Below are 19,146 nucleotides of genomic sequence, written 5' to 3'. Positions count from 1 at the left end.
ATTACTGCTTCTCCCTTTTCAGGTAGGCAACCAGTCCGTTGCCGTCCGGCCCGGGGACAACCTGGACGAGCTCCCAGCCGTCCTCGCCCCACTGGTCCAGGATCTGCTTTGTAGCGTGAATGATGAGCGGAATCGTCGCGTACTCCCATTTGGTCATGAGCTAAAGACTAGTCCTTGCCGGTAAAGTGGAAAACATGGCGACTCGCACGAACCCCCTTTTTGACACGGCCACCACCCTGGGAAAGATCCTTGTTTTCCTTGGCGTGAGTGCTATTTGCGGTGTCCTGGTGGCGGGCCTGCTGGTCCCCGCGGCAGCCGTTTCCGGCAGCGCCGCCAGCGGCTCGATCGAGTTTTTCGACACGCTCCCCGCGGAGCTGAAGGTTGATCCGCCCAACCAGACCACCAGGATCCTGGCCGCGGACGGCAGCGAGATCGCCAGCCTGTACAAGGAGAACCGGACCAAGGTCTCCCTGGACAACATCTCGCCGTTTATGAAGGAAGCCGTCATCGCGGTGGAGGACAGCCGCTTCTACGAGCACGGCGGCGTTGACACCACCGGCATCCTCCGTGCGCTTGTTGCCACGGCGCGCGGCAACAAGCAGGGCGCTTCCACCATCACGCAGCAGTACGTCAACAACGTCCTCAACGCCAACCTTGCCGCCGAAGGCAAGGACGAAGACATCAAGCTCAACGGCGTGAACAAGGGCGTAGGCGACAAGCTCCGCGAGATGAAGCTCGCCATCGCGCTGGAGAAGGAGTTCAGCAAGGACCAGATCCTTGAGGGCTACCTGAACATCGTGTTCTTCAACGTCAACGCGTACGGCATCGAAGCCGCTTCCCGCTACTTCTTCAGCACCTCCGCCAAGGACCTCACCCTCCCCCAGGCCGCGCTGCTGGCCGGTTTGGTCAACAGCCCCTCGGCGTTTGACCCGGTGACCAACCCGGAGAACGCCAAGGCCCGCCGTGACCTGGTGCTGAGTTTGATGCTGAGCCAGAACAAAATCACCCAGGCAGAGCACGACGCCGCCGTGGCGACTCCCGTGGAGCCCGTGGTAACCCAGCCCAAGCAAGGCTGTGCGTACGCCTCCACCGCGCCGTACTTCTGCGACTACATCCTGCACCTGCTGGAGAACAACCCGGCGTACGGTGCCACCAAAGAGGAACGCCAGCGCTTGATTTACGGCGGCGGCCTCACCATCACCACCACCCTGGACCCCGCAGCCCAGAACGTGGCACAGGACCAGGTCAATACGGCCGCCGGCGCCAACCCGGACAAATGGGGCGCCGCCATGGTTACAGTGCAGCCCGGCTCCGGCAAGATCGTCTCGATGGCCCAAAACACCAGCTTCCTCCCGGCCGAGGGCGGGTTCGATTCGCAGGTGAACTTCAACGTGGACAAGCTGGACAAGGACGGCAACGACCTCAACGGTATGGGCGGCGCGCAGCCCGGCTCCACCATGAAGCCCTTCACGTTTGCCGAGTGGCTGAACGAGGGCAAAACCATGAATACCGTGGTTAACTCCGCGCAGCGCGTCTACCCGCTGGGCTTCAACTGGCGCAACACCTGCGGCCAGGTCACCGGCGGCTACAGCACGGCACAAAAGAACCAGGGCCTTGGTACAGCCGATGACCTCCAGAACGCAGAGCCGCAGTGGTACCGGCCGCTGTCTGTCCTTGAGGGGCTCTACAACTCGATCAACACCGTCACGTTCGCCTCGGCAGCCCAGCTGGACTTCTGCGGCATCCAGAAGGTTGTGGACGCCGTCGGCCTCCACAGCGGACTCCCCGAACTGGACCAGAACGGAAACATCGTCCTGGACGACGCCGGCAACATCGCCGCGCCGAACCCCAACATCGACATGTCCACGCTGGCCAACCTGCTGGGCTCCACCCAGACCGCACCGCTGACCATGGCCAGCGCCTTCGCCACGTTCGCCAACGACGGCAAGTACTGCGAGCCCATCGCCATCACGGGTGTGAAGGACCAGACCGGCGCGGATCTGCCCGCCCAGTCCGCCAACTGCCGCGACGCGATCAAGCCGGAGGTGGCGCGAGGCGTCAACTACGCGCTGCAGGAAGTCATGAACCGCGGTTCAGGTTCGCTGATCCAGCCGCGGCTCTCCACCCGCACCAATTTCCCCATCGGCGCCAAAACCGGTACCTCGAACAACAACGGCTCCACCTGGGTGGTGGGCCACACCACAGGCCTGGCCACCGCCGCCTGGTTCGGCGACCCGCTGGGTGCACAGCAACGTCCAGGCCAGAACATCACGGTGAACGGCAAGTTCTACCAAGGCATCGATGGTTACATGATTGCCGGGCCCATGTTCTCCAACTTCATGACGCAGATTGCGCCGAACTACGGGACCGAGGCCTTCCCCGCACCGCCCAGCAACATGATCAACGGCGCCCCGCAGCGGTCAGTCCCCACGCCCGCCACGCAGGCCCCGACCCCCGCCACCCAGGCACCCGCTCCCGCAGCCACCCAGCCCGCTCCGGCCCCCACCACCGAGGGCAACACCGGAAATGGCAACGGGAACGGGAACGGCAACGGGAACGGGAACGGCTGACCACACATGAGGATTGATCCCGCCCTGGTAAGCCGCGCCCAGTCCCTGGGGCGCGGTTTGGCCGTCACCGCAGGCGCCGGCGCCGCAGCGGGAATCGCCACTGCAGCGTACGGCCTGTGGGAAAAGAACCAGTTTGTTGTCCGGGATGAGACCCTGGCCATCCTGCCCGCCGGCCGCAGGCCGTTCCGCATCCTGCACCTCAGCGATATCCACTTCGTCCCCGGCCAGGACAGGAAGGCTGAATGGCTCCGCTCCCTGGCCGCCCTGGAGCCGGACCTCGTGGTCAACACCGGTGACAACCTCAGCCACGTCAAGGCAGTGGATCCGCTCCTCGAAGCACTGCGCCCCCTGCTGGAATTTCCGGGTGTTTTTGTGCCGGGTTCCAACGACTACTTCGCGCCCACCCCCCGCAACCCTGCCGCCTACCTGCTGGGCCCCTCCAAGAGGAAGGGCGGCCCAACGCAACTGGACTGGCCACGCCTTCGCTCAGGGTTCGGCATGGGCGGCTGGGTGGACCTGACCAACCGGAGCCAGTCGCTGGTGCTGGACGGCATGCGGTTTGATTTCTCCGGCGTTGATGATCCGCACCTGAACCGGGAGCAGTACGCCGGCTGGCCGCGCGGCACCGTCAACCAGGACGCCAACGACCACCTCAAGGTCGCTGTCATCCACGCCCCCTACCAGCGGGTCCTGGACCACTTCACTACCGAGGGCGCGGATCTCCTGCTGGCCGGCCACACCCATGGCGGCCAGATCTGCATCCCCGGCTACGGCGCCCTGGTGACCAACTGCGACCTGCCCACCTGGCGGGCCAAGGGCCTGAACGACTGGCACAGCAATGGCCGCACGACGCCGGTCAACGTCTCCGGCGGCATCGGCACCTCACGCTTCGCACCGGTTCGCATCGCGTGCCGCCCCGAAGCAGTACTGCTGACCCTCACCGCCGGAGCCTAAGCCGCAGCCCCACCCGTGCCACCACCCCCTCAACCCCTCTCCACCCCGAGTTGCGCTATCACTTGTGGTCCCCAACACGGGGTTTTGGGGACCACAAGTGATAGTGCAACTCGGGGGGAAACGGGCGGCGGGGGCGGCGGGGGCTGCGGGTAGCGTGGGGTTTGGGCCCGGCGCATTGCGGATCATAATAACTGGGCAAGTCCACCACCAAAGCCGGAACCCCTGTGAATCGTCTCACTCAATGGCATAAGGTAGTTGCCAAGGGTAATCACATTCGGTTTAGGTTGAAAAGCGGGCATGGCCAAGCAAACATCATTCTTCAGATCCATTAGCCGCCTCTACCCGCACATCCGGCCCATCATCCCTCGGCTGGTCATGGGCCTCCTGTGCGCACTCCTGGCCAGCGTGGTGGCACTGACCATTCCGCAGGTGCTCCGGGTCCTGATCAATGACTCCCTGCAGCCCGGCGGAGCCACGGATGCCGTGTGGATCTCCGCCGCCGTCATCCTGGTCCTCGGCATCGCCGAGGCCGGCCTGGTGGCCCTCCGCCGCCAGTTCGTCATCAACCCCGCCACCACCGTGGAAACCAAAATGCGGGTTTCGCTGTACGGCCACCTGCAGGACCTGACCGTCTCCTTCCACGACCGCTGGGGATCCGGCCAGCTGCTCTCCCGGGCCATGACGGACCTGAACTTCCTGCGCCGCTGGATGGCGTTTGGCGCCATCATGCTGGTGGTGACCACCCTGACGGTGGTCATCGGCATCGCGGTGATGTTCTCCATGAGCTGGCAGCTGGCCCTGATCTTCCTGGCGGCGGCGGTCCCCATCATGGCGTACAGCTTCCGGTTCCGCACCCGGTTCAGCAAGGTTGCCCGGCGCAGCCAGGACCAGGCCGGCGACCTCGCCACCACGGTGGAGGAATCGGTGCACGGCATCCGCGTGCTGAAGGCCTTCGGCCGCAGCCGCGAAGCCCTGGAAAACTTCAACGAACAGGCCGAGGAGCTGCGGCAGACCGAAATAGAGAAGGCCCGCCATCAGGCGTCCTTCACCATGGTGGTCACGCTCCTGCCCGAACTCGCCCTCGGGGCCGGCCTGGTAGTGGGCGTGATGCTCTGCGCCAGCGGCCAGCTCAGCATCGGCGCCTTGGTGGCCTTCTTCGCCACCGCCGCCGTGATTGCGTCCCCCGTGGAGTTTTCCGGCATGCTCCTCGCCATGGCACTCACGGCGAAGACCGCCGTCGACCGCCACTACGAAGTGATGGACGCCGCCAACACCATCACGTCCCCCGCCGAGGCCAAACGGCCCGACCGGCTGGCGGGGGCACTCCGGTTCACCAACGCCACCTTCGCGTTCGAGGACGCACCGGACAAACCGATCCTCAAGGACATCAACCTGGAGGTCCGGCCCGGCGAGACCATGGCCCTGGTGGGCATCACCGGCAGCGGCAAAAGCGCCCTGATCCAGCTGGTCCCCCGGCTCTATGACGTTTCCGGGGGCAGCATCAGCATCGACGGAGTGGACCTGCGCGACTTCGATGTCCCGCACCTCCGCCGGGTGGTGGGCGTGGCGTTCGAAGACACCACGCTCTTCTCCAACTCCGTGCGCGACAACGTCCTCCTGGGCGCCCGGGACCGCACCGACGAGGTCCTGGAAGAGGCCCTGGACGTGGCACAGGCACACTTCGCCTACTCCCTGCCGGAAGGCCTGGACACGCTGATCGGCGAGGAAGGCCTGAGCCTGTCAGGTGGCCAGCGGCAGCGGATCGCGCTGGCACGCGCCATCGCAGCCCGCCCGCAGGTCCTGGTGCTCGACGATCCGCTGTCCGCCCTGGACGTCCACACGGAAGAGCTCGTGGAGACCCGGCTCCGGGAGGTGCTGCGCGACACCACCACCCTGATCGTGGCGCACCGCCCGTCCACCGTGGCCCTGGCCGACCGCGTCGCCCTGCTGGAAGAGGGCCGGATCACAGCCGTCGGCACGCACACCCAACTGCTGGCCACGAACAGCCACTACCGCTACGTGATCGCGAGCCTCGACCCGGAACCGCGGGACCTTGACTCCGAACTGTCAGCCCTTGAAGACCAGGCAGAGGAGGCCACCCGATGAGCTCCGCTACCTTCGGCACCGCCAACGAGGACAACGCCCACCTCAGCAAAAACGAAAGCAAGGCCGTCCGACGGCGGTCGCTGGCACTTCTGGGATCCCTGATCCGGCCCGTTCGGCTGCGGTTCTGGCTGACCATTGCCATGGTGGTCCTGTCCCAGGCCGCCCGCGTTGCCGGCCCGGCGCTGATCGCGTTCGGCATCGACAACGCGCTGCCCGCCCTCCAGGCCGGCGACAACCTCCCGCTGGTGTTCACCGGCGTCGCGTACCTGCTGGCCGCGATTGCGACAGCGGGACTCACGGCCCTCTACGTCACCTCCACCGCCCGGCTGAGCCAGTCCATGCTGCTGGACCTGCGGCTGCGCGTGTTCCGCCATACCCAGCGGCTGAGCCTGGAATTCCACGAGAAGTACACCTCAGGCCGGATCATCGCCCGGCAGACCTCGGACCTCGAGGCGCTCCGCGAACTCCTGGACTCCGGCGTAAGCTCACTCGCCTCCGGCCTGCTGTTTATGATCTTCACCGCCATCACGGTGTTTGCCCTGGACTGGCGCAGCGGCCTCCTGGTCCTGGCCGCCGGTGTCCCCATGTTCTTCCTGGCCCGCTGGTACCAGAAGCACTCCCAGATTGCGTTCCGGGAATCCCGCGTTGTCTCGGCCCGCCTGATTGTGCATTTTGTGGAGACCATGACCGGCATCCGCGCCGTGAAGGCGTTCCGCAAGGAGAAGGAGAACGCCGACCGGTACGGCGAGCTGGCGGAGGACTACCGGCTGGTCACGGTCCGGTCCATCAACCTCAACGGCATCTTCCAACCCGGCCTGGTGCTGATCGGCAACGTCTGCGTGGCCGTGGTCCTGCTCTTCGGCGGCTTCCGCGTGCTGGGCGGCGAACTCGCGGTGGGTGTACTGCTGGCGCTGATCCTGTCCACCAAGCGGTTCTTCCAACCCGTGGACCAGATGGCCATGTTCTACAACTCATTCCAGAGTGCCCAGGCCGCCCTGGAGAAGGTCTCCGGACTGCTCGAGGAAGTGCCCACCGTCCGGCCGCCCAAAAACCCGGTGGCGCTGAAGAACGCCCGCGGCGCCGTCGACTTCACCGGCGTGGAATTCCGGTACGGCGACGGCCCTGTCATTGTCCCCACCATGGACCTGCACATCCCCGCCGGGCAGACGGTGGCCCTGGTGGGCCAGACCGGCGCGGGCAAGTCCACGCTGGCCAAGCTCATTGCCCGCTTCTACGACGTCTCCTCCGGCTCCCTGACCCTGGACGGCGTGGACCTGCGCAACCTGAGCACCACCGACCTGCGCAGGAACATCACCATGGTCACGCAGGAAGCCTTCCTCTTCAGCGGGTCGGTGGCTGACAACATCGCCCTGGGCCGGCCGGAAGCCTCCCGGGAGGAAATCGAGGACGCCGCCCGCGCGGTGGGCGCCCACGATTTCATCCTGGAACTTCCGGAGGGCTACGACACCGACGTCAACAAGCGCGGCGGGAGGGTCTCCTCCGGCCAGCGGCAGCTCATCAGCTTCGCCCGGGCATTCCTGGCCCGGCCGGCAGTGCTGATCCTGGACGAGGCCACGTCCTCCCTGGACATCCCGTCCGAGCGCCTGGTGCAGACCGGCCTGGCCCGGCTGCTGGCCGGCACGGACGCGGAGAGCCGGACGGCGCTGATCATCGCCCACCGGCTGTCCACGGTGGAAACCGCGGACCGTGTTCTGGTGGTCCACGACGGCCGGATTGTGGAGGACGGCAGCCCCACCGACCTGATCAGCGGCGGCGGCCGGTTCGCCGATCTGCACGGCGCATGGAAGGACTCCCTGGTCTGAGCGGGCGCCGATTTCGCATCGGGACCCGGCATCCGCTATTCTTGTAAAGTTGCTTTTGCAGCGGATCGGGATGTGGCGCAGCTTGGTAGCGCGCGTCGTTCGGGACGACGAGGTCGCAGGTTCAAATCCTGTCATCCCGACCAATTACAAAAAGAGGGTCTCCACACGGAGGCCCTCTTTTTGTATTAATTGCCTGCTTCCCTCAGATCCCGGTTCCATAACGGCGCAGGACACAGTCCGTAACTGATACTCCCGGCGCCGGGAGACAAAACGGCCCCGGAGCGTCCGCTCCGGGGCCGTTCCCTGCCTCCGTTTAGGTGAGGAAGCTGTTTACGCGGGGTCCGGCCAGTTGCCGATCCGCGAAGCCGTGTAAGTGGTTCCCGAGGGCTCGGTGGTGGTGGTGGGCTCCGTGGTGGTCTTGGTCTTCTTGGACGCGGGATCAGGCCAGTTGCCAATGGCTACGGAGGTTGCCGAGTTGTCCACGACGGACCCGGCGGACAGGACGGCCGGGGCCGCAGCGGAGAATGCCAGCGCGGCAGCCAGTACGGCTGCTGATGCGATCTTCTTGAACATGTTTGGGTTCCTCAATACGAGTCGGATTCGTTACAAAGCCAGCACTGTCCTTGTTGACATACATTGTAAAATGTTTTCCACAGGGACTGTCAAGCATTTGCACAAAGACAGTCCCAGAAGAGGAGGATATCCCGTGGGTAACGGATTCGGGGAGAAGCTCCGCGCGGAGCGTCTCGAACGGGGGCTGACCCAGGCCGAACTGGGCAGGGATCTGTATTCCCCCAGCTACATCTCACTGCTGGAGACGGGCCGCAGGGAACCGACAGCAGAAGTGATCGAGGAACTGGCACGCCGGCTGGAACTGGCGCCCAAGGCGCTGGAAGCCTGGAGCCAGCCTATTTCCGTCAGCGACGCCGAGTACGTACTGGCCGGGCTGTACGCCCGCCAGGCCTGGGACCTGCGGGACTACGAACTCGCTGCCAGCCACGCTGCGGCCGCCGCCCAGATCGCGCTGGACGGCAAAAACACCAGTGCCTGGTGGAACATGACCTATATGCAGGCGGAATGCCTCATGAAGCAGGGTGACCTGCAGGAATGCCGCAACATCATCGAACGCCTGCTTGAGCACCCCATGGCCACCGAATCGGTGGGGCTCGGCGTCCGTGCCCGCCAGATGCTGGCCGCCGTCTGCCATGGCCAGGGCCAGCTGTCCGTCGCCGTGGAGCACGCCCTCGAAGCGGTCAAGCTGTCCGTCAGCCTGCCGCGGAACTCCACCGTGCTGATCGGTGCCCACCGGATCCTGATCGGCGCCCTGGCCGAAAGCGGCCGGCTGGACGAGGCCTGGAAGTTCTGCCAGGCCCTGTACGAGCAGGTGGATGAGCACTCCATGTCGCAGCTCGCCGGCGAGGTGGCCTGGGTGATCGGCAACGTCGCATTTATGCGCCACGACTACGTGGAGGGCGTCAAACACCACGAACGGGCAGCGAAACTGCTCTCGCCCGCCAACGACATTGAGCTGTGGGCCCGGTTCAACAAGGCCTCGGCGGCGGTGCGGCTTTCCTCCGGCATCGTGGAGCCGGAGACGCTGTCCTCCATCGAGCGGGCCGAACTGGCATTTTCCATTGTGGGCGGAACCAAAAGCGATGAGCTGGAAGTGGCGTTCATCCGCGCCCGCTGGCTGTACCTGACCGGGGACATCGTGGCTGCCGTCGAGAAGCTGCGCGGCATCCACAGCGAAAGTGATTCCCTGGCCAAACACACGGCCGGTGAGGTTTCGCTGCTGCTGGGGAAGTCACTGAAAGCCGCAGGCGAGACGGACGAGGCCCTGGTGCACCTGCAGGAGGCCCAGAAGGCGTTCAGCGCGGCCGGAGCCGCAGACCGGGTCCAGCAGGCGCTGGATGCCGTCCTGGAGATCAAGCTGGCCCAGCAGCGCGCCGCAGCGGCTGCCGGGGCCAGTTAGCACCGGCTGGTCAGGCGAACGCCTGGCCGGTGATCTTTTCGTACGCTTCCACGTAGCGGCTGCGGGTCCGGCTGACCACCTCTGCGGGCAGTGCCGGCGGCGGAGTGTCGGAGCTCCGGTCCCAGCCGGACTCGGCGGACGTCAGCCAGTCGCGGACGTACTGCTTGTCGTAGGACGGCTGCGCCTGTCCCGGCTGGTACGTGGCCACGTCCCAGAAGCGGGACGAGTCAGGCGTCAGGACCTCGTCGCCCAGGGTGATGGCCCCGGACACGGCGTCGTAGCCGAATTCGACCTTGGTGTCGGCCAGGATCACGCCGCGTTCCCGGGCGATCTTCTCCGCCGTCGTGTAGATCTTCAGGGTCAGCTCGCTGAGCCGGGCCGCGATGTCATCGCCCACCATGCCCACTACTGCCTCGTAGGTGATGTTCTCGTCGTGTTCCCCCACCTCGGCTTTGGCCGACGGTGTGAAGATGGCCTGCTCCAGGCGTGAGCCGTCCACCAGGCCGTCCGGCAGCGGGATGCTGCAGACCGTCCCGCTGGCCCGGTACTCCACGAGCCCGGTGCCGGTGAGGTAGCCGCGGGCAATGCATTCCACGGGGAACATGTCCAGTTTTTTGCAGATCATGGCCCGGCCCGCAACGGCCTCCGGCACGCCGTCCGCAACGGTGGACGCCAGGACGTGGTGTTCCACGCCCAGCTGCCCGAACCACCACAGGCTCAGCTGCGTGAGGATGCGGCCCTTGTCCGGGATTTCGCTGGCCAGGACGTGGTCAAACGCACTGATCCGGTTGCTGGCCACCACCAGGACGCACTCCTGGCCCACCTGCTCCAGGATGGCGGGGTCGGCGGGCTCGTACAGGTCCCGTACCTTGCCGGAGTAGACGTGCGTCCAGCCGGGCAGGTCCAGGGTTTCGGTCTTGAGACCGCGGAACTCGGGTGTCTCGCTCATGCCAGGCCTTTCGCCTTCGTCACGGGGAGGGCTCCGGTGGCGGTGGAGACCTTAATCTCGTTGCGTGCGGCCTTGCGGCCAATGTCGCTGCGGAACTGCGAGCCGTCCAGCTGCACCAGCTCCACGCCGTCGTACGCCTTTTCGCGCGCTTCCACCAGGTCGCTGCCCAGGGCCACCACAGCCAGGACACGGCCGCCTGCGGAGACCACTTTGCCGTCGTTGTCCAGCGCCGTGCCGGCGTGGATGACGTGCACGCCGTCCAGCGCTTCCGCCTTCTTGAGGCCGCGGATCCGGTCGCCCGTCCGGGGGGTGTCCGGGTAATTTTCGGACGCCACGACGACGGCGACAGCCGTTTCCTTCGACCAGCGCAGCTCATCCACCCGGTCCAGTTCGCCCTTGGCAGCGGCCAGGAGCAGGGAACCGAGAGGGGTCTTGAGCCGGGCCAGGACGGCCTGCGTTTCAGGGTCGCCGAAGCGGACATTGAATTCGATGACGCGGGTGCCGCGGGTGGTCAGGGCCAGCCCCACGAACAACACACCCACAAAGGGGGTGCCACGGCGGGCCATTTCGTTGACGGTGGGCTGCGCCACGCGGTCAATGACTTCCTGGACCAGCCCTTCGGGTGCCCATTCGAGGGGGGTGTAGGCGCCCATGCCGCCGGTATTGGGGCCTTCGTCGTTATCGAAGATCCGCTTGAAATCCTGTGCCGGGGACAGTGCCACGGTGTTGTGGCCGTCGCACAGGACAAAGAGGGACACTTCTGGGCCGTCCAGGAATTCCTCGATGACCACGGTTCCGCCGGCGTCGAAGCAGGTCTGCGCGTGGGCCAGGGCTTCGTCGCGGTCCTTGGTGACCACAACGCCCTTGCCGGCGGCCAGGCCGTCGTCCTTCACTACGTAAGGTGCGCCGAAGGTGTCCAGGGCAGAAGCAGCTTCGGCTGCGTTGGTGGCCACCAGGGCCATGGCCGTGGGCACCTCGGCTTCGGCCATGATTTCCTTGGCAAACGCCTTGGACGCTTCAAGCTGGGCTGCTGCCTTGTCCGGGCCGAACACCGGGATGCCGGTGGCGCGGACGGCGTCAGAGACCCCTGCCGCCAGCGGCGCCTCCGGTCCCACCACCACCAGGTCAACGGCGAGCCGGGTGGCGAGCGCCGCCACGGCCTGCGGATCGTTGCCGTCGATCCGGTGCGTCGGGACCAGTTTGCTGATGCCGGCGTTGCCGGGTGCAGCGTGGACCTCGGACACGTTGGGGTCGGCGAGCAGGGAGCGGACAATGGCGTGTTCGCGGCCTCCGGGGCCAATGACGAGTACCTTCACAGTCAACAAGGGTACGTGGTGCACCCTTAGCGGGCCTAAGCTGTGTCTTTGCCAACCTGCCCGGACAATCCGCGGCACCCGCCACTCCGAATAGCTGACATGAAGACGCAACGGAATTGGCCCAAGGGAACCACCGCCATGGCGGCGCTGGCAGGCGTGGTGGCTGCCGCCGTCGTGCTGGCAGTGGCAGAACTCATCGGAGCGTTCTTCACGGCGAGGGCAACCCCGCTCTTTGCCTTGGGGTCAACCTTCATCGACTTCACGCCGCCGTGGATGAAGGACTTCGCCATCGCCACGTTCGGCACCAATGACAAGGCGGCCCTGTTCGCCGGCATGGGTGTGACCATTGCGCTGCTGGCCTGCGTGCTGGGTGTGGTGGCGTTCCGTAAATGGGCGCTCGGTGTCCTGGGCGTCCTGTTTATGGGCGCCGTGATTGTGGGCGCCGTGGTGACCCGCGCCGGCGTCAACCCTGTCGACGCGATCCCCAGCGTCCTGGGCACCCTGGCCGGCCTGGTGGCCCTCCGGTTGCTTGTGGCTCCCCTGTGGCGCCTCAAGGCGTGGCCCGAAGCCCCCGCCGACCAGTCCGCGGACGACGGGCGGCCCGCCACCAGCCGGCGGAGGTTTTTCGCCGCGGCCGGCATCACCGCCGTTGGTGCGGGTATCGCGGCAACCGGCGGCCGGCTGCTCAGCGCGGCCAGGAGCAACATTGCCCAGGCCCGGAGCGCGATGCAGCTGCCCGCCCCGGCCAAGGCTGCCGCAGCAGTTCCCGAGGGCGTGCAGTCCCCGGTGGCCGGCATGCCGTCCTGGCTGACCCCGAACAACGAGTTCTACCGGATTGATACAGCGCTCAGCGTCCCCGAGATCAATGCCGCCGACTGGGAGCTGCGCATCCACGGCATGGTGGAGGAGGAAGTCCGGCTCACGTTCCAGGACCTGCTGGATGCCGAACTCATCGAAACCCACGTCTCCCTCACCTGCGTGTCCAACCCCGTGGGCGGTAACCTGGCCGGAAACGCCAAGTGGCTGGGCCTGCCCATCCGCGAAGTCCTCCGCCGGGCCAGGCCCAAGGACGGTGCCGACATGGTCCTTTCCACCTCGATTGACGGCTTCAGCGCCTCCACGCCCCTGGAAGTCCTGCAGGATGACCGGGACGCCATCCTGGCCATCGGCATGAACGGCGAACCGCTGCCCCTGGAGCACGGCTACCCCGTCCGGATGGTGGTCCCGGGCCTGTACGGTTTTGTGTCCGCCACCAAATGGGTGGTTGACCTCGAAGTCACCCGGTTCGCGGACAGCAAGGCCTACTGGACCGACCGCGGCTGGTCCGAGCGCGGACCCATCAAGACCATGGCGCGGGTGGACGTGCCCAAGTCCTTCGCTAAGGTCCCGGCCGGGAAGGTCGCCGTGGGCGGCACCGCCTGGGCGCAGACCCGCGGCATCACCAAAGTGGAAGTCCAGATCGACAACAACGACTGGGCGGAAGCCGAGCTGTCCACGGAGGCTTCACTGGTCACCTGGCGGCAGTGGTCCTACCAGTGGGACGCCACCCCGGGCCCGCACTACATCAAGGTCCGGGCAACGGACGGCACCGGCGAGGTCCAGACGGACCAGCGCGCCGACCCCGTGCCGGACGGCGCATCCGGCTGGCAGTCCGTGATGGTCACCGTCCAGTAGCGCGGTGCAGGCCCGGCCGGACCATAGACTAAGCAGCATGCCCCACAACCCGCACGCCACCTTCACCGTGGACTCCGCCGTCGAACTGGCCGTTATTGAACGCAGCGGTTTTGTGGAGTCCCGCCACCTCGGCTCCGCCGTGCTCCTCGCGGCGGACGGCTCCGTGGTCACGGAACTGGGCGACATCTCCACCCCCGTCTATGCCCGGTCGGCCCTCAAACCGTTCCAGGCCCTGGCCGCCATGCAGTGCGGCGTCCCGCTGCGGGGCGCCCAGGTGGCGGTGGCCTGCGGCAGCCACACCGGGTCCCTGGACCACATGGATGTGGTGTCCGGGATGCTGAAGGCTGCGGGCGTCCGGGAGGACCAGCTGCTCTGCCCCGAGGCCTGGCCACAGGACGAAACCGCACGGAACTGGCTGGTCCGCTCCGAACGCGGCAGGTCCAGGCTGGCGTTCAACTGCTCCGGCAAGCACGCCGCGTTCCTCTGGGCGTGCACCGAAAACGGCTGGGACACCGCCAGCTACCTTGAGCCCAACCACCCGCTGCAGCAGGCTGTCCGCACCGCCATCGAGGAAAACGCCGACGAACGGATCGCGCACCTGGGTGTTGACGGCTGCGGCGCCCCCGTGGCCGCACTGTCCCTGAAAGGCTTGGCCCGCGCGTACTCGCAGCTGGCCAAGGCCCCCGGGGACAAACACTCCAACGCCCGGGCCGCCACCATTGCCACCTCCATGCTGGACTACCCATGGGCAGTGCAGGGCAAGGGCGAGGCCAACACCGTGGTGATGGAGGACCTGGAAGTCATCGCCAAGATCGGGGCGGAAGGCGTCCTGGCCATGGCCACGCCGCAGGGCGTTTCCGTGGCCATCAAGGTCCTGGACGGCAACCTCCGGGCCACCTCGCTGGTGGCGCTGACCTTGCTCGCGGCCGCAGGTGCCGTGGACCCGGATAAGGTGGCGGACGTCCTGGCCAAAGTTGTGGAACCCGTCCTGGGCGGTGGCCGGCCCGTGGGCCAGATCCGGCTGGGCCCTTCGGTGTCCGCCCTGCTGGACCAGCCCTGACCCACCCCACCGGAAGGAGGCCCGACGCATGGCCATAGCCCGCCGTCGGATTGATCTTGAGGAAGGCGCTGCCGCGCTCGCCGCCTGGCAGCGCGCCCAGGAAGCCCCCTCGGACGCAGCGGTTCCGCGCCAGACACTCGCAACGGCGGTGCGGTATTCACTGGAGGAAGTCACGGCCCGCGCGCCCGGCAACTCCGTGGAAGTGCGGGTGCCGCCGTTCGGCGTCACCCAGTGCGTCGAGGGTCCCCGGCATACCCGCGGCACCCCGCCCAACGTCATAGAGTGCGACGCCGCCACCTGGCTGGGGATGGTCAGCGGCAGGATCCGCTGGGCAGACGCCGTCGCGGCAGGGAAGGTGGCAGCGTCCGGGCTCCGCGCGGACCTGTCGGCGCTGCTGCCCCTTTAGCTGCTGCCTTAGCTGACGCTGCCGGGACCTGTGGCGGTACCTGGACCAGTGCCGGTAATCCGGTCCGGGCCCTGCCCGGTGCCGGCCACCCTGGTCCCTGCCGCTGCGGTGGCGGGGTGCGGCACCAGGTTCTGCAGCCGGGTGGACAACGCTGCGATCACGGCAAAGGCGAACGCCGCCACGGCAATCAGGACGGACATCACGGCCACGGTGCCATAGCCGCCCAGCCGGGGATCGAGGAACGGGTAGGGGTACCAGTCGGCGAAGGGGCCACGGATCAGGCTGTAGACCAGGTAGGCCAGCGGAAATGCGAGCCACAGCAGCGAGGTCCTGATGGAGATCCTGGTCTTGGGCAGGTCCACCAGCCAGTCGATCACAATGATGGTGGGCACTGTGTAATGCAGCACCACGTTGACCCAGGGCAGTGGTGTGTTCACGTCCACGTCGCTCAGCAGCAGGCTGTACGTGATTCCGGTGATGGTCATGTACACGGTGGCGGCGCCGCGGAGCAGTTCCAGCCAGCGGGGGCTCGCCCCCTTCCAGGCGAACCAGGCGGCGATGCCCAGCGTGACGAAGGCGATGATGTTGGACTCGATGGTGAAGTAGCTGAAGTAGTTGCCGGCGCTTGCGCCCGGGACGTTCTGCATCAGGTACAGGAACTGGAACAGGACTGCCACGAAGCCCAGCAGCGCGAACCAGGTGCGGAAAAGAGCCAGTCCCTTGTTTGCGGTCATGGCCTGATCCTAGGCCACATCGGTTCCCGGGCGGCCGAAGCCGGCCCGGATTCCTGCGGGTGCAGGCTCAGCCGCGGCCCACGAACGGCATTCCCGCGGCCGTGACCACCACGGAACCCACGCTGGCGGAGGCCGGCATGTCCGCCATCATCAGCACGGCCCGGGCGGCGTCGGCCACCGGGAACATCGGTTCAACCCGGCGGCTGCCATCCGCCTGGAGCGCGCCGGAGCCCACCCCGATGGTGTCCATGATCCCAGTGCTGGTGTTGCCGATATCGATCTGCCCACAGGTGATCCCGAAGCCCCTGCCGTCCAGCTCAATGCTTTTGGTCAGCCCCGTCATGGCGTGCTTGGTGACGGTGTAGGCAACGGTCCTGGGCCGCGGCACGTGGGCGGAAATGGAACCGTTGTTGATGATCCGGCCGCCCTGCGGCTCCTGCCCCTTCATGGCCCGGACCGCCGCTGCCGCGCACAGCATGGACCCGGTCAGGTTGACCGCCACCGTGGCGTCCCAGTCGGCCAGGCTGATCTCGTCCACGCCCGCCGCCGGACCAAAGACGCCGGCATTGTTGAACAGGACATCCACGCGCCCCCACGTGCCCAGGACGTCCGCAAAAAGGCGTTCGACGGCGTCGGGCCGGGTGACGTCGCACGGCACCACCAGCGCGGCGGGATGGCCGCCGGCGGCGTCGTCCAGCGGCTCCCGGTGACGGCCGGCGAGGGCCACCCGGTAGCCGGCGGCCAGCATCTGCCGGGCCACTTCCCGGCCGATGCCGGAGCCGGCCCCGGTGACCACTGCCACGCGTCCGTTGGGATGGGGACTCTCCACGCCGATCTCCTGTACCTAGCTGCCCTGGCGCGCGGCGTCCACCGGTGCGCTGTTCAGGGGCCAGCCTATGACGGTCTTGGGCCGCGGCGCAGCGTAGGTCCGCACCTTGGAGGTGGAGAGCCGCAGGCGGACCAGGGACTCGGCAATGGTCACCGCTGCCGCCACCCCGTCCACTACCGGCACGCCGGCGCGCCGCCGGATCTCCTCATCCAGTCCGGCCATGCCGCCGCAGCCCAGGACGATGACTTCCGCTTTGTCGTCGGTGACAGCCCGCAGCGCCTGGCCGATGATGGCCTCCACCGCGCGTTCCGGCTCCTCTTCCAGCTCAAGGACGGCCATGCCGCTGGCCCGCACCGAGGCGCAGCGGGCGTCCAGCCCGGCGAGCTTGAGCCGGTCCTCGATCAGCGGGACGGTGCGGTCCAGGGTGGTGACCACCGAATACTTGTGGCCCAGGAACATCGCGGTGCTGGCCGCCGCTTCGGTGATGTCCACCACCGGAACGTCGAGGAGCTCCTGCAGCCCCTCCCGGCCGTGCTCGCCGTAGCCGGCCTGGATCACGGCGTCGTACGGCTCGGGGTAGGAGGTCACGGCATCCATCACGGCGATTGCTGCCAGGTAGCTTTCGAAGTTTCCTTCACACGAGTCCGCACCGAACCTCGGGGTGAGGCCCACAATCTCCGTCCCGGGCGCCGCAATGCTGCGGGCCTGGGCGGCGATCGCCTCGGTCATGGAGGAGGTGGTGTTGACGTTTGCAACGAGTATGCGCATGGGATTCCTTGGCTGGAGGGTGGGCGGTCAGTGCGTGCTGGCGACGGCGATTGCCTCGCCGTCCTGGTCCACCAGTCGCTGCCCGCGGTCTGCGACGAAGAAGTACACCACTGCGGCGATGCCTGCGGCGAAGAACCAGGCGAAGGGGGCGGCTGCGGCCAGCGCAGGAACAAAGGCGATCAGCAGCGCCACGGCAGCCGCCGGGACCATTGCGGTGATGGCCCGCGGATTGACGCCGTTTTTGTAGAAGTAGGCGCCTTCGCGGGACGCGGTGTAGAGCTCGGGAACGTTGACCTTGCCGCGGCGGATGAGCCAGTAGTCGGCCATGACCACACCGAACAGCGGGCCCAGCAGTGCGCCCAGGCCACCCAGGAAGTACAGGATGACCAGCGGGTTGTTGTAGAGGTTCCAGGGCAGGATCACCAGGCCGATCACGGCGCTGACGATTGCTGCCTTGCGGAAGTTGAGCCGCTTGGGGAACAGGTTGGTGAGGGCGTAGACGGGGGCCACGAAGTTGGCCATCAGGTTCACGGCAATGGTCAGGACCAGCAGGGCGAGGCAGGCCAGGACCAGGAACAGCGTGTTGGGGATGGTCTGGACGATGTCCGAGGGGCTCTGGATGATGGTGCCGTTGATCCTGAACTGGCCACCGGCCATCACCACCACGATCACGCCGAACAGCAGCATGTTGATGGGGATGCCCCAGAAGTTGCCGCGGACCACTGCCTTCTTCGACTTCGCCGAGCGGGTGAAGTCGCAGAAGTTCAACACGAAGGTGCCGTAGATGGAGACCCACAGCGAGCCGCCGGCGAAAATGGTGAGCCACATTTCGGGGCCCTCCAGCGCGTTGTTGGCGGACCAGGCGATGGCGCCGCCGGCTTCGATGAAGATCCACACGGCGATGGCCGCCATGGTTGCCAGGATGACCGGACCCGCGAAAGCCTCGTATTTGCGGATCATTTCCATGCCGAAGCTGACAATGACCAGCTGCACCACCCAGAGGATGGCGAAGGCGATCCAGCCCAGGGTGGACAGGCCCAGGATGGAGTTCCGGTCCAGGTCGGCCAGGGACGGGACCATGGCCACCAGCATCACGCGGAACACCACGGACGCGAGGTAGGTCTGGATTCCGAACCAGGCCACGGCCACGGCGCCGCGGAGCAGGCCGGCGATCTGTGCGCCCCGGATGCCGAAGCTGATGCGGCTCATGACCGGGAAGGGAACCCCGGTCTTCACGCCCATAAAGCCGGAGAGGTTAAGCAGTCCGAACAGCAGGGCGGCGCCGATGCCCAGGGCCAGGAGGATCTGCCAGCCGCCCAGGCCCAGGGCGAACAGGCCGATGGCGAAGGCGTAGTTGCCCAGGCTGTGCACGTCATTGGCCCACAGGGTGAAGATGCTGTAGCCGGACCAGCTGCGGCCGGCTTTTTTGGTGGGGGCAAGATCCGCGTTGTAGAGAGTGGGACTGATCTCGACGCCGGAGGCGGCGCTGGCGGCCTCGCAGAGCGCATCACCGCCAGCGGAGGGGTGGGTGGGAAGCACTGACGGCGCTGTCAGGTCTGCAGTTTCGACGCCGACCGGGGGGTTGGTCTGCATTGGGGGGCTCCAATTCTGGGAGTACTGCCGCTGTGGTGAGACCGGATCGAATGACCCTCGCTGTTATTCCACAATGCGGAATCAAGATATTGAATAGTGAAATAATAGTATGATCTGTATCACCTTCGGTCAAGGTTGATCAGGCATGCCGGCGGTCACAATCGGTGGGCAAGCGGTATCTCGCCACCGGAACCCCGCGGACCACCGCTCCGGTTGACCGGGTTGGCCCCTCTGGATAATCTCGTTGTGCAAGATTGTTTTCTCACATCATGAAAAACAGTCGCCAATCATTCAACGATGAAATGAGGCCTCCGTGGCTGCAGGAGAAGATACCTCCCATATCCTCAGCGGGTTGACTAACCAGCTGCCTGATCGTGATCCGGAAGAGACTT

Annotated in this window: 16 protein-coding genes and 1 tRNA gene; 9 read left to right on the top strand and 8 right to left on the bottom strand. The window is 66.5% G+C overall.

Going from position 1 to position 19,146, the window contains the following annotated elements:
* Window position 1: 1 nt before the first annotated feature.
* The gene (locus ASF72_RS20240; protein WP_009359196.1) at window positions 2–157 is read right to left on the bottom strand and encodes a DUF4177 domain-containing protein; all 156 of its coding nucleotides are present in this window, start codon (window positions 155–157) and stop codon (window positions 2–4) included.
* Between the two features lie 37 nt (window positions 158–194).
* Here ASF72_RS20240 and ASF72_RS02660 point away from each other — a divergent pair, with 37 nt between their 5' ends.
* The 5 genes from ASF72_RS02660 to ASF72_RS02640 all read left to right on the top strand — a co-directional run bounded on the left by ASF72_RS02660 (window position 195) and on the right by ASF72_RS02640 (window position 7,596).
* Entirely contained in the window at window positions 195–2,570 is a 2,376-nt protein-coding gene (locus ASF72_RS02660; protein ID WP_056596367.1) for a transglycosylase domain-containing protein, read from the top strand.
* Window positions 2,571–2,576: 6 nt separating this feature from the next.
* Complete coding sequence (locus ASF72_RS02655; RefSeq protein WP_050684017.1) at window positions 2,577–3,524, top strand: metallophosphoesterase; 948 nt, start codon at window positions 2,577–2,579, stop codon at window positions 3,522–3,524.
* Between the two features lie 297 nt (window positions 3,525–3,821).
* The gene (locus tag ASF72_RS02650; protein WP_056596365.1) at window positions 3,822–5,630 is read left to right on the top strand and encodes an ABC transporter ATP-binding protein; all 1,809 of its coding nucleotides are present in this window, start codon (window positions 3,822–3,824) and stop codon (window positions 5,628–5,630) included.
* The gene (locus ASF72_RS02645; RefSeq protein WP_056596362.1) at window positions 5,627–7,453 is read left to right on the top strand and encodes an ABC transporter ATP-binding protein; all 1,827 of its coding nucleotides are present in this window, start codon (window positions 5,627–5,629) and stop codon (window positions 7,451–7,453) included. Before ASF72_RS02650 ends, ASF72_RS02645 begins: the two co-directional genes overlap by 4 nt.
* Window positions 7,454–7,519: 66 nt before the next feature.
* Window positions 7,520–7,596: transfer RNA gene (locus tag ASF72_RS02640), tRNA-Pro, on the top strand.
* A 187-nt stretch (window positions 7,597–7,783) separates the two neighbouring features.
* Here ASF72_RS02640 and ASF72_RS02635 read toward each other — a convergent pair.
* Complete coding sequence (locus ASF72_RS02635; RefSeq protein WP_056596359.1) at window positions 7,784–8,026, bottom strand: hypothetical protein; 243 nt, start codon at window positions 8,024–8,026, stop codon at window positions 7,784–7,786.
* Window positions 8,027–8,159: 133 nt separating this feature from the next.
* Here ASF72_RS02635 and ASF72_RS02630 point away from each other — a divergent pair, with 133 nt between their 5' ends.
* Window positions 8,160–9,425 carry a helix-turn-helix domain-containing protein gene (locus tag ASF72_RS02630; RefSeq protein WP_050684021.1) on the top strand — a complete coding sequence of 422 codons (1,266 nt, stop codon included), beginning with the start codon at window positions 8,160–8,162 and terminating at the stop codon, window positions 9,423–9,425.
* Window positions 9,426–9,435: 10 nt separating this feature from the next.
* Here the strand turns inward: ASF72_RS02630 and ASF72_RS02625 are convergent, their stop codons facing one another.
* Both ASF72_RS02625 and purD read right to left on the bottom strand, forming a co-directional pair.
* Window positions 9,436–10,374, bottom strand: a complete 939-nt coding sequence (locus ASF72_RS02625; RefSeq protein WP_050684022.1) for a phosphoribosylaminoimidazolesuccinocarboxamide synthase — start codon at window positions 10,372–10,374, stop codon at window positions 9,436–9,438.
* Window positions 10,371–11,690 carry a phosphoribosylamine--glycine ligase gene (gene purD, locus ASF72_RS02620; RefSeq protein ID WP_050684023.1) on the bottom strand — a complete coding sequence of 440 codons (1,320 nt, stop codon included), beginning with the start codon at window positions 11,688–11,690 and terminating at the stop codon, window positions 10,371–10,373. The genes ASF72_RS02625 and purD overlap by 4 nt, the downstream gene beginning before the upstream one ends.
* 99 nt (window positions 11,691–11,789) lie before the next feature.
* On the opposite strand from purD, the gene ASF72_RS02615 reads away from it, so the two are divergent.
* Genes ASF72_RS02615 through ASF72_RS02605 form a run of 3 tightly spaced genes read left to right on the top strand, consistent with a single transcriptional unit; the run spans window position 11,790 to window position 14,830 of the window.
* Complete coding sequence (locus tag ASF72_RS02615; RefSeq protein WP_056596356.1) at window positions 11,790–13,364, top strand: molybdopterin-dependent oxidoreductase; 1,575 nt, start codon at window positions 11,790–11,792, stop codon at window positions 13,362–13,364.
* A 37-nt stretch (window positions 13,365–13,401) separates the two neighbouring features.
* The gene (locus tag ASF72_RS02610; protein WP_056596353.1) at window positions 13,402–14,424 is read left to right on the top strand and encodes an asparaginase; all 1,023 of its coding nucleotides are present in this window, start codon (window positions 13,402–13,404) and stop codon (window positions 14,422–14,424) included.
* 28 nt (window positions 14,425–14,452) lie between these two features.
* Entirely contained in the window at window positions 14,453–14,830 is a 378-nt protein-coding gene (locus ASF72_RS02605; protein WP_050684026.1) for a sterol carrier family protein, read from the top strand.
* A gap of 8 nt (window positions 14,831–14,838) precedes the next feature.
* Here the strand turns inward: ASF72_RS02605 and ASF72_RS02600 are convergent, their stop codons facing one another.
* From ASF72_RS02600 to ASF72_RS02585, 4 genes are all read right to left on the bottom strand, one after another.
* Entirely contained in the window at window positions 14,839–15,564 is a 726-nt protein-coding gene (locus ASF72_RS02600) for a Pr6Pr family membrane protein (protein WP_200933609.1), read from the bottom strand.
* Window positions 15,565–15,631: 67 nt separating this feature from the next.
* On the bottom strand, window positions 15,632–16,393 hold the full coding sequence (locus tag ASF72_RS02595; RefSeq protein WP_056596350.1) for an SDR family oxidoreductase: 762 nt from the start codon (window positions 16,391–16,393) through the stop codon (window positions 15,632–15,634).
* 15 nt (window positions 16,394–16,408) lie between these two features.
* Complete coding sequence (locus ASF72_RS02590) at window positions 16,409–17,161, bottom strand: aspartate/glutamate racemase family protein (RefSeq protein WP_056596347.1); 753 nt, start codon at window positions 17,159–17,161, stop codon at window positions 16,409–16,411.
* A 27-nt stretch (window positions 17,162–17,188) separates the two neighbouring features.
* Window positions 17,189–18,754 carry an NCS1 family nucleobase:cation symporter-1 gene (locus ASF72_RS02585; protein WP_050684029.1) on the bottom strand — a complete coding sequence of 522 codons (1,566 nt, stop codon included), beginning with the start codon at window positions 18,752–18,754 and terminating at the stop codon, window positions 17,189–17,191.
* Between the last annotated feature and the right edge of the window lie 392 nt (window positions 18,755–19,146).

Origin of the sequence: Arthrobacter sp. Leaf141, from assembly GCF_001424565.1 — a bacterium.
GTDB lineage: Bacteria > Actinomycetota > Actinomycetes > Actinomycetales > Micrococcaceae > Arthrobacter.
The sequence above is the reverse complement of the archived record's forward strand: the minus strand, read 5'-3'. Positions and strand labels throughout refer to the sequence as shown.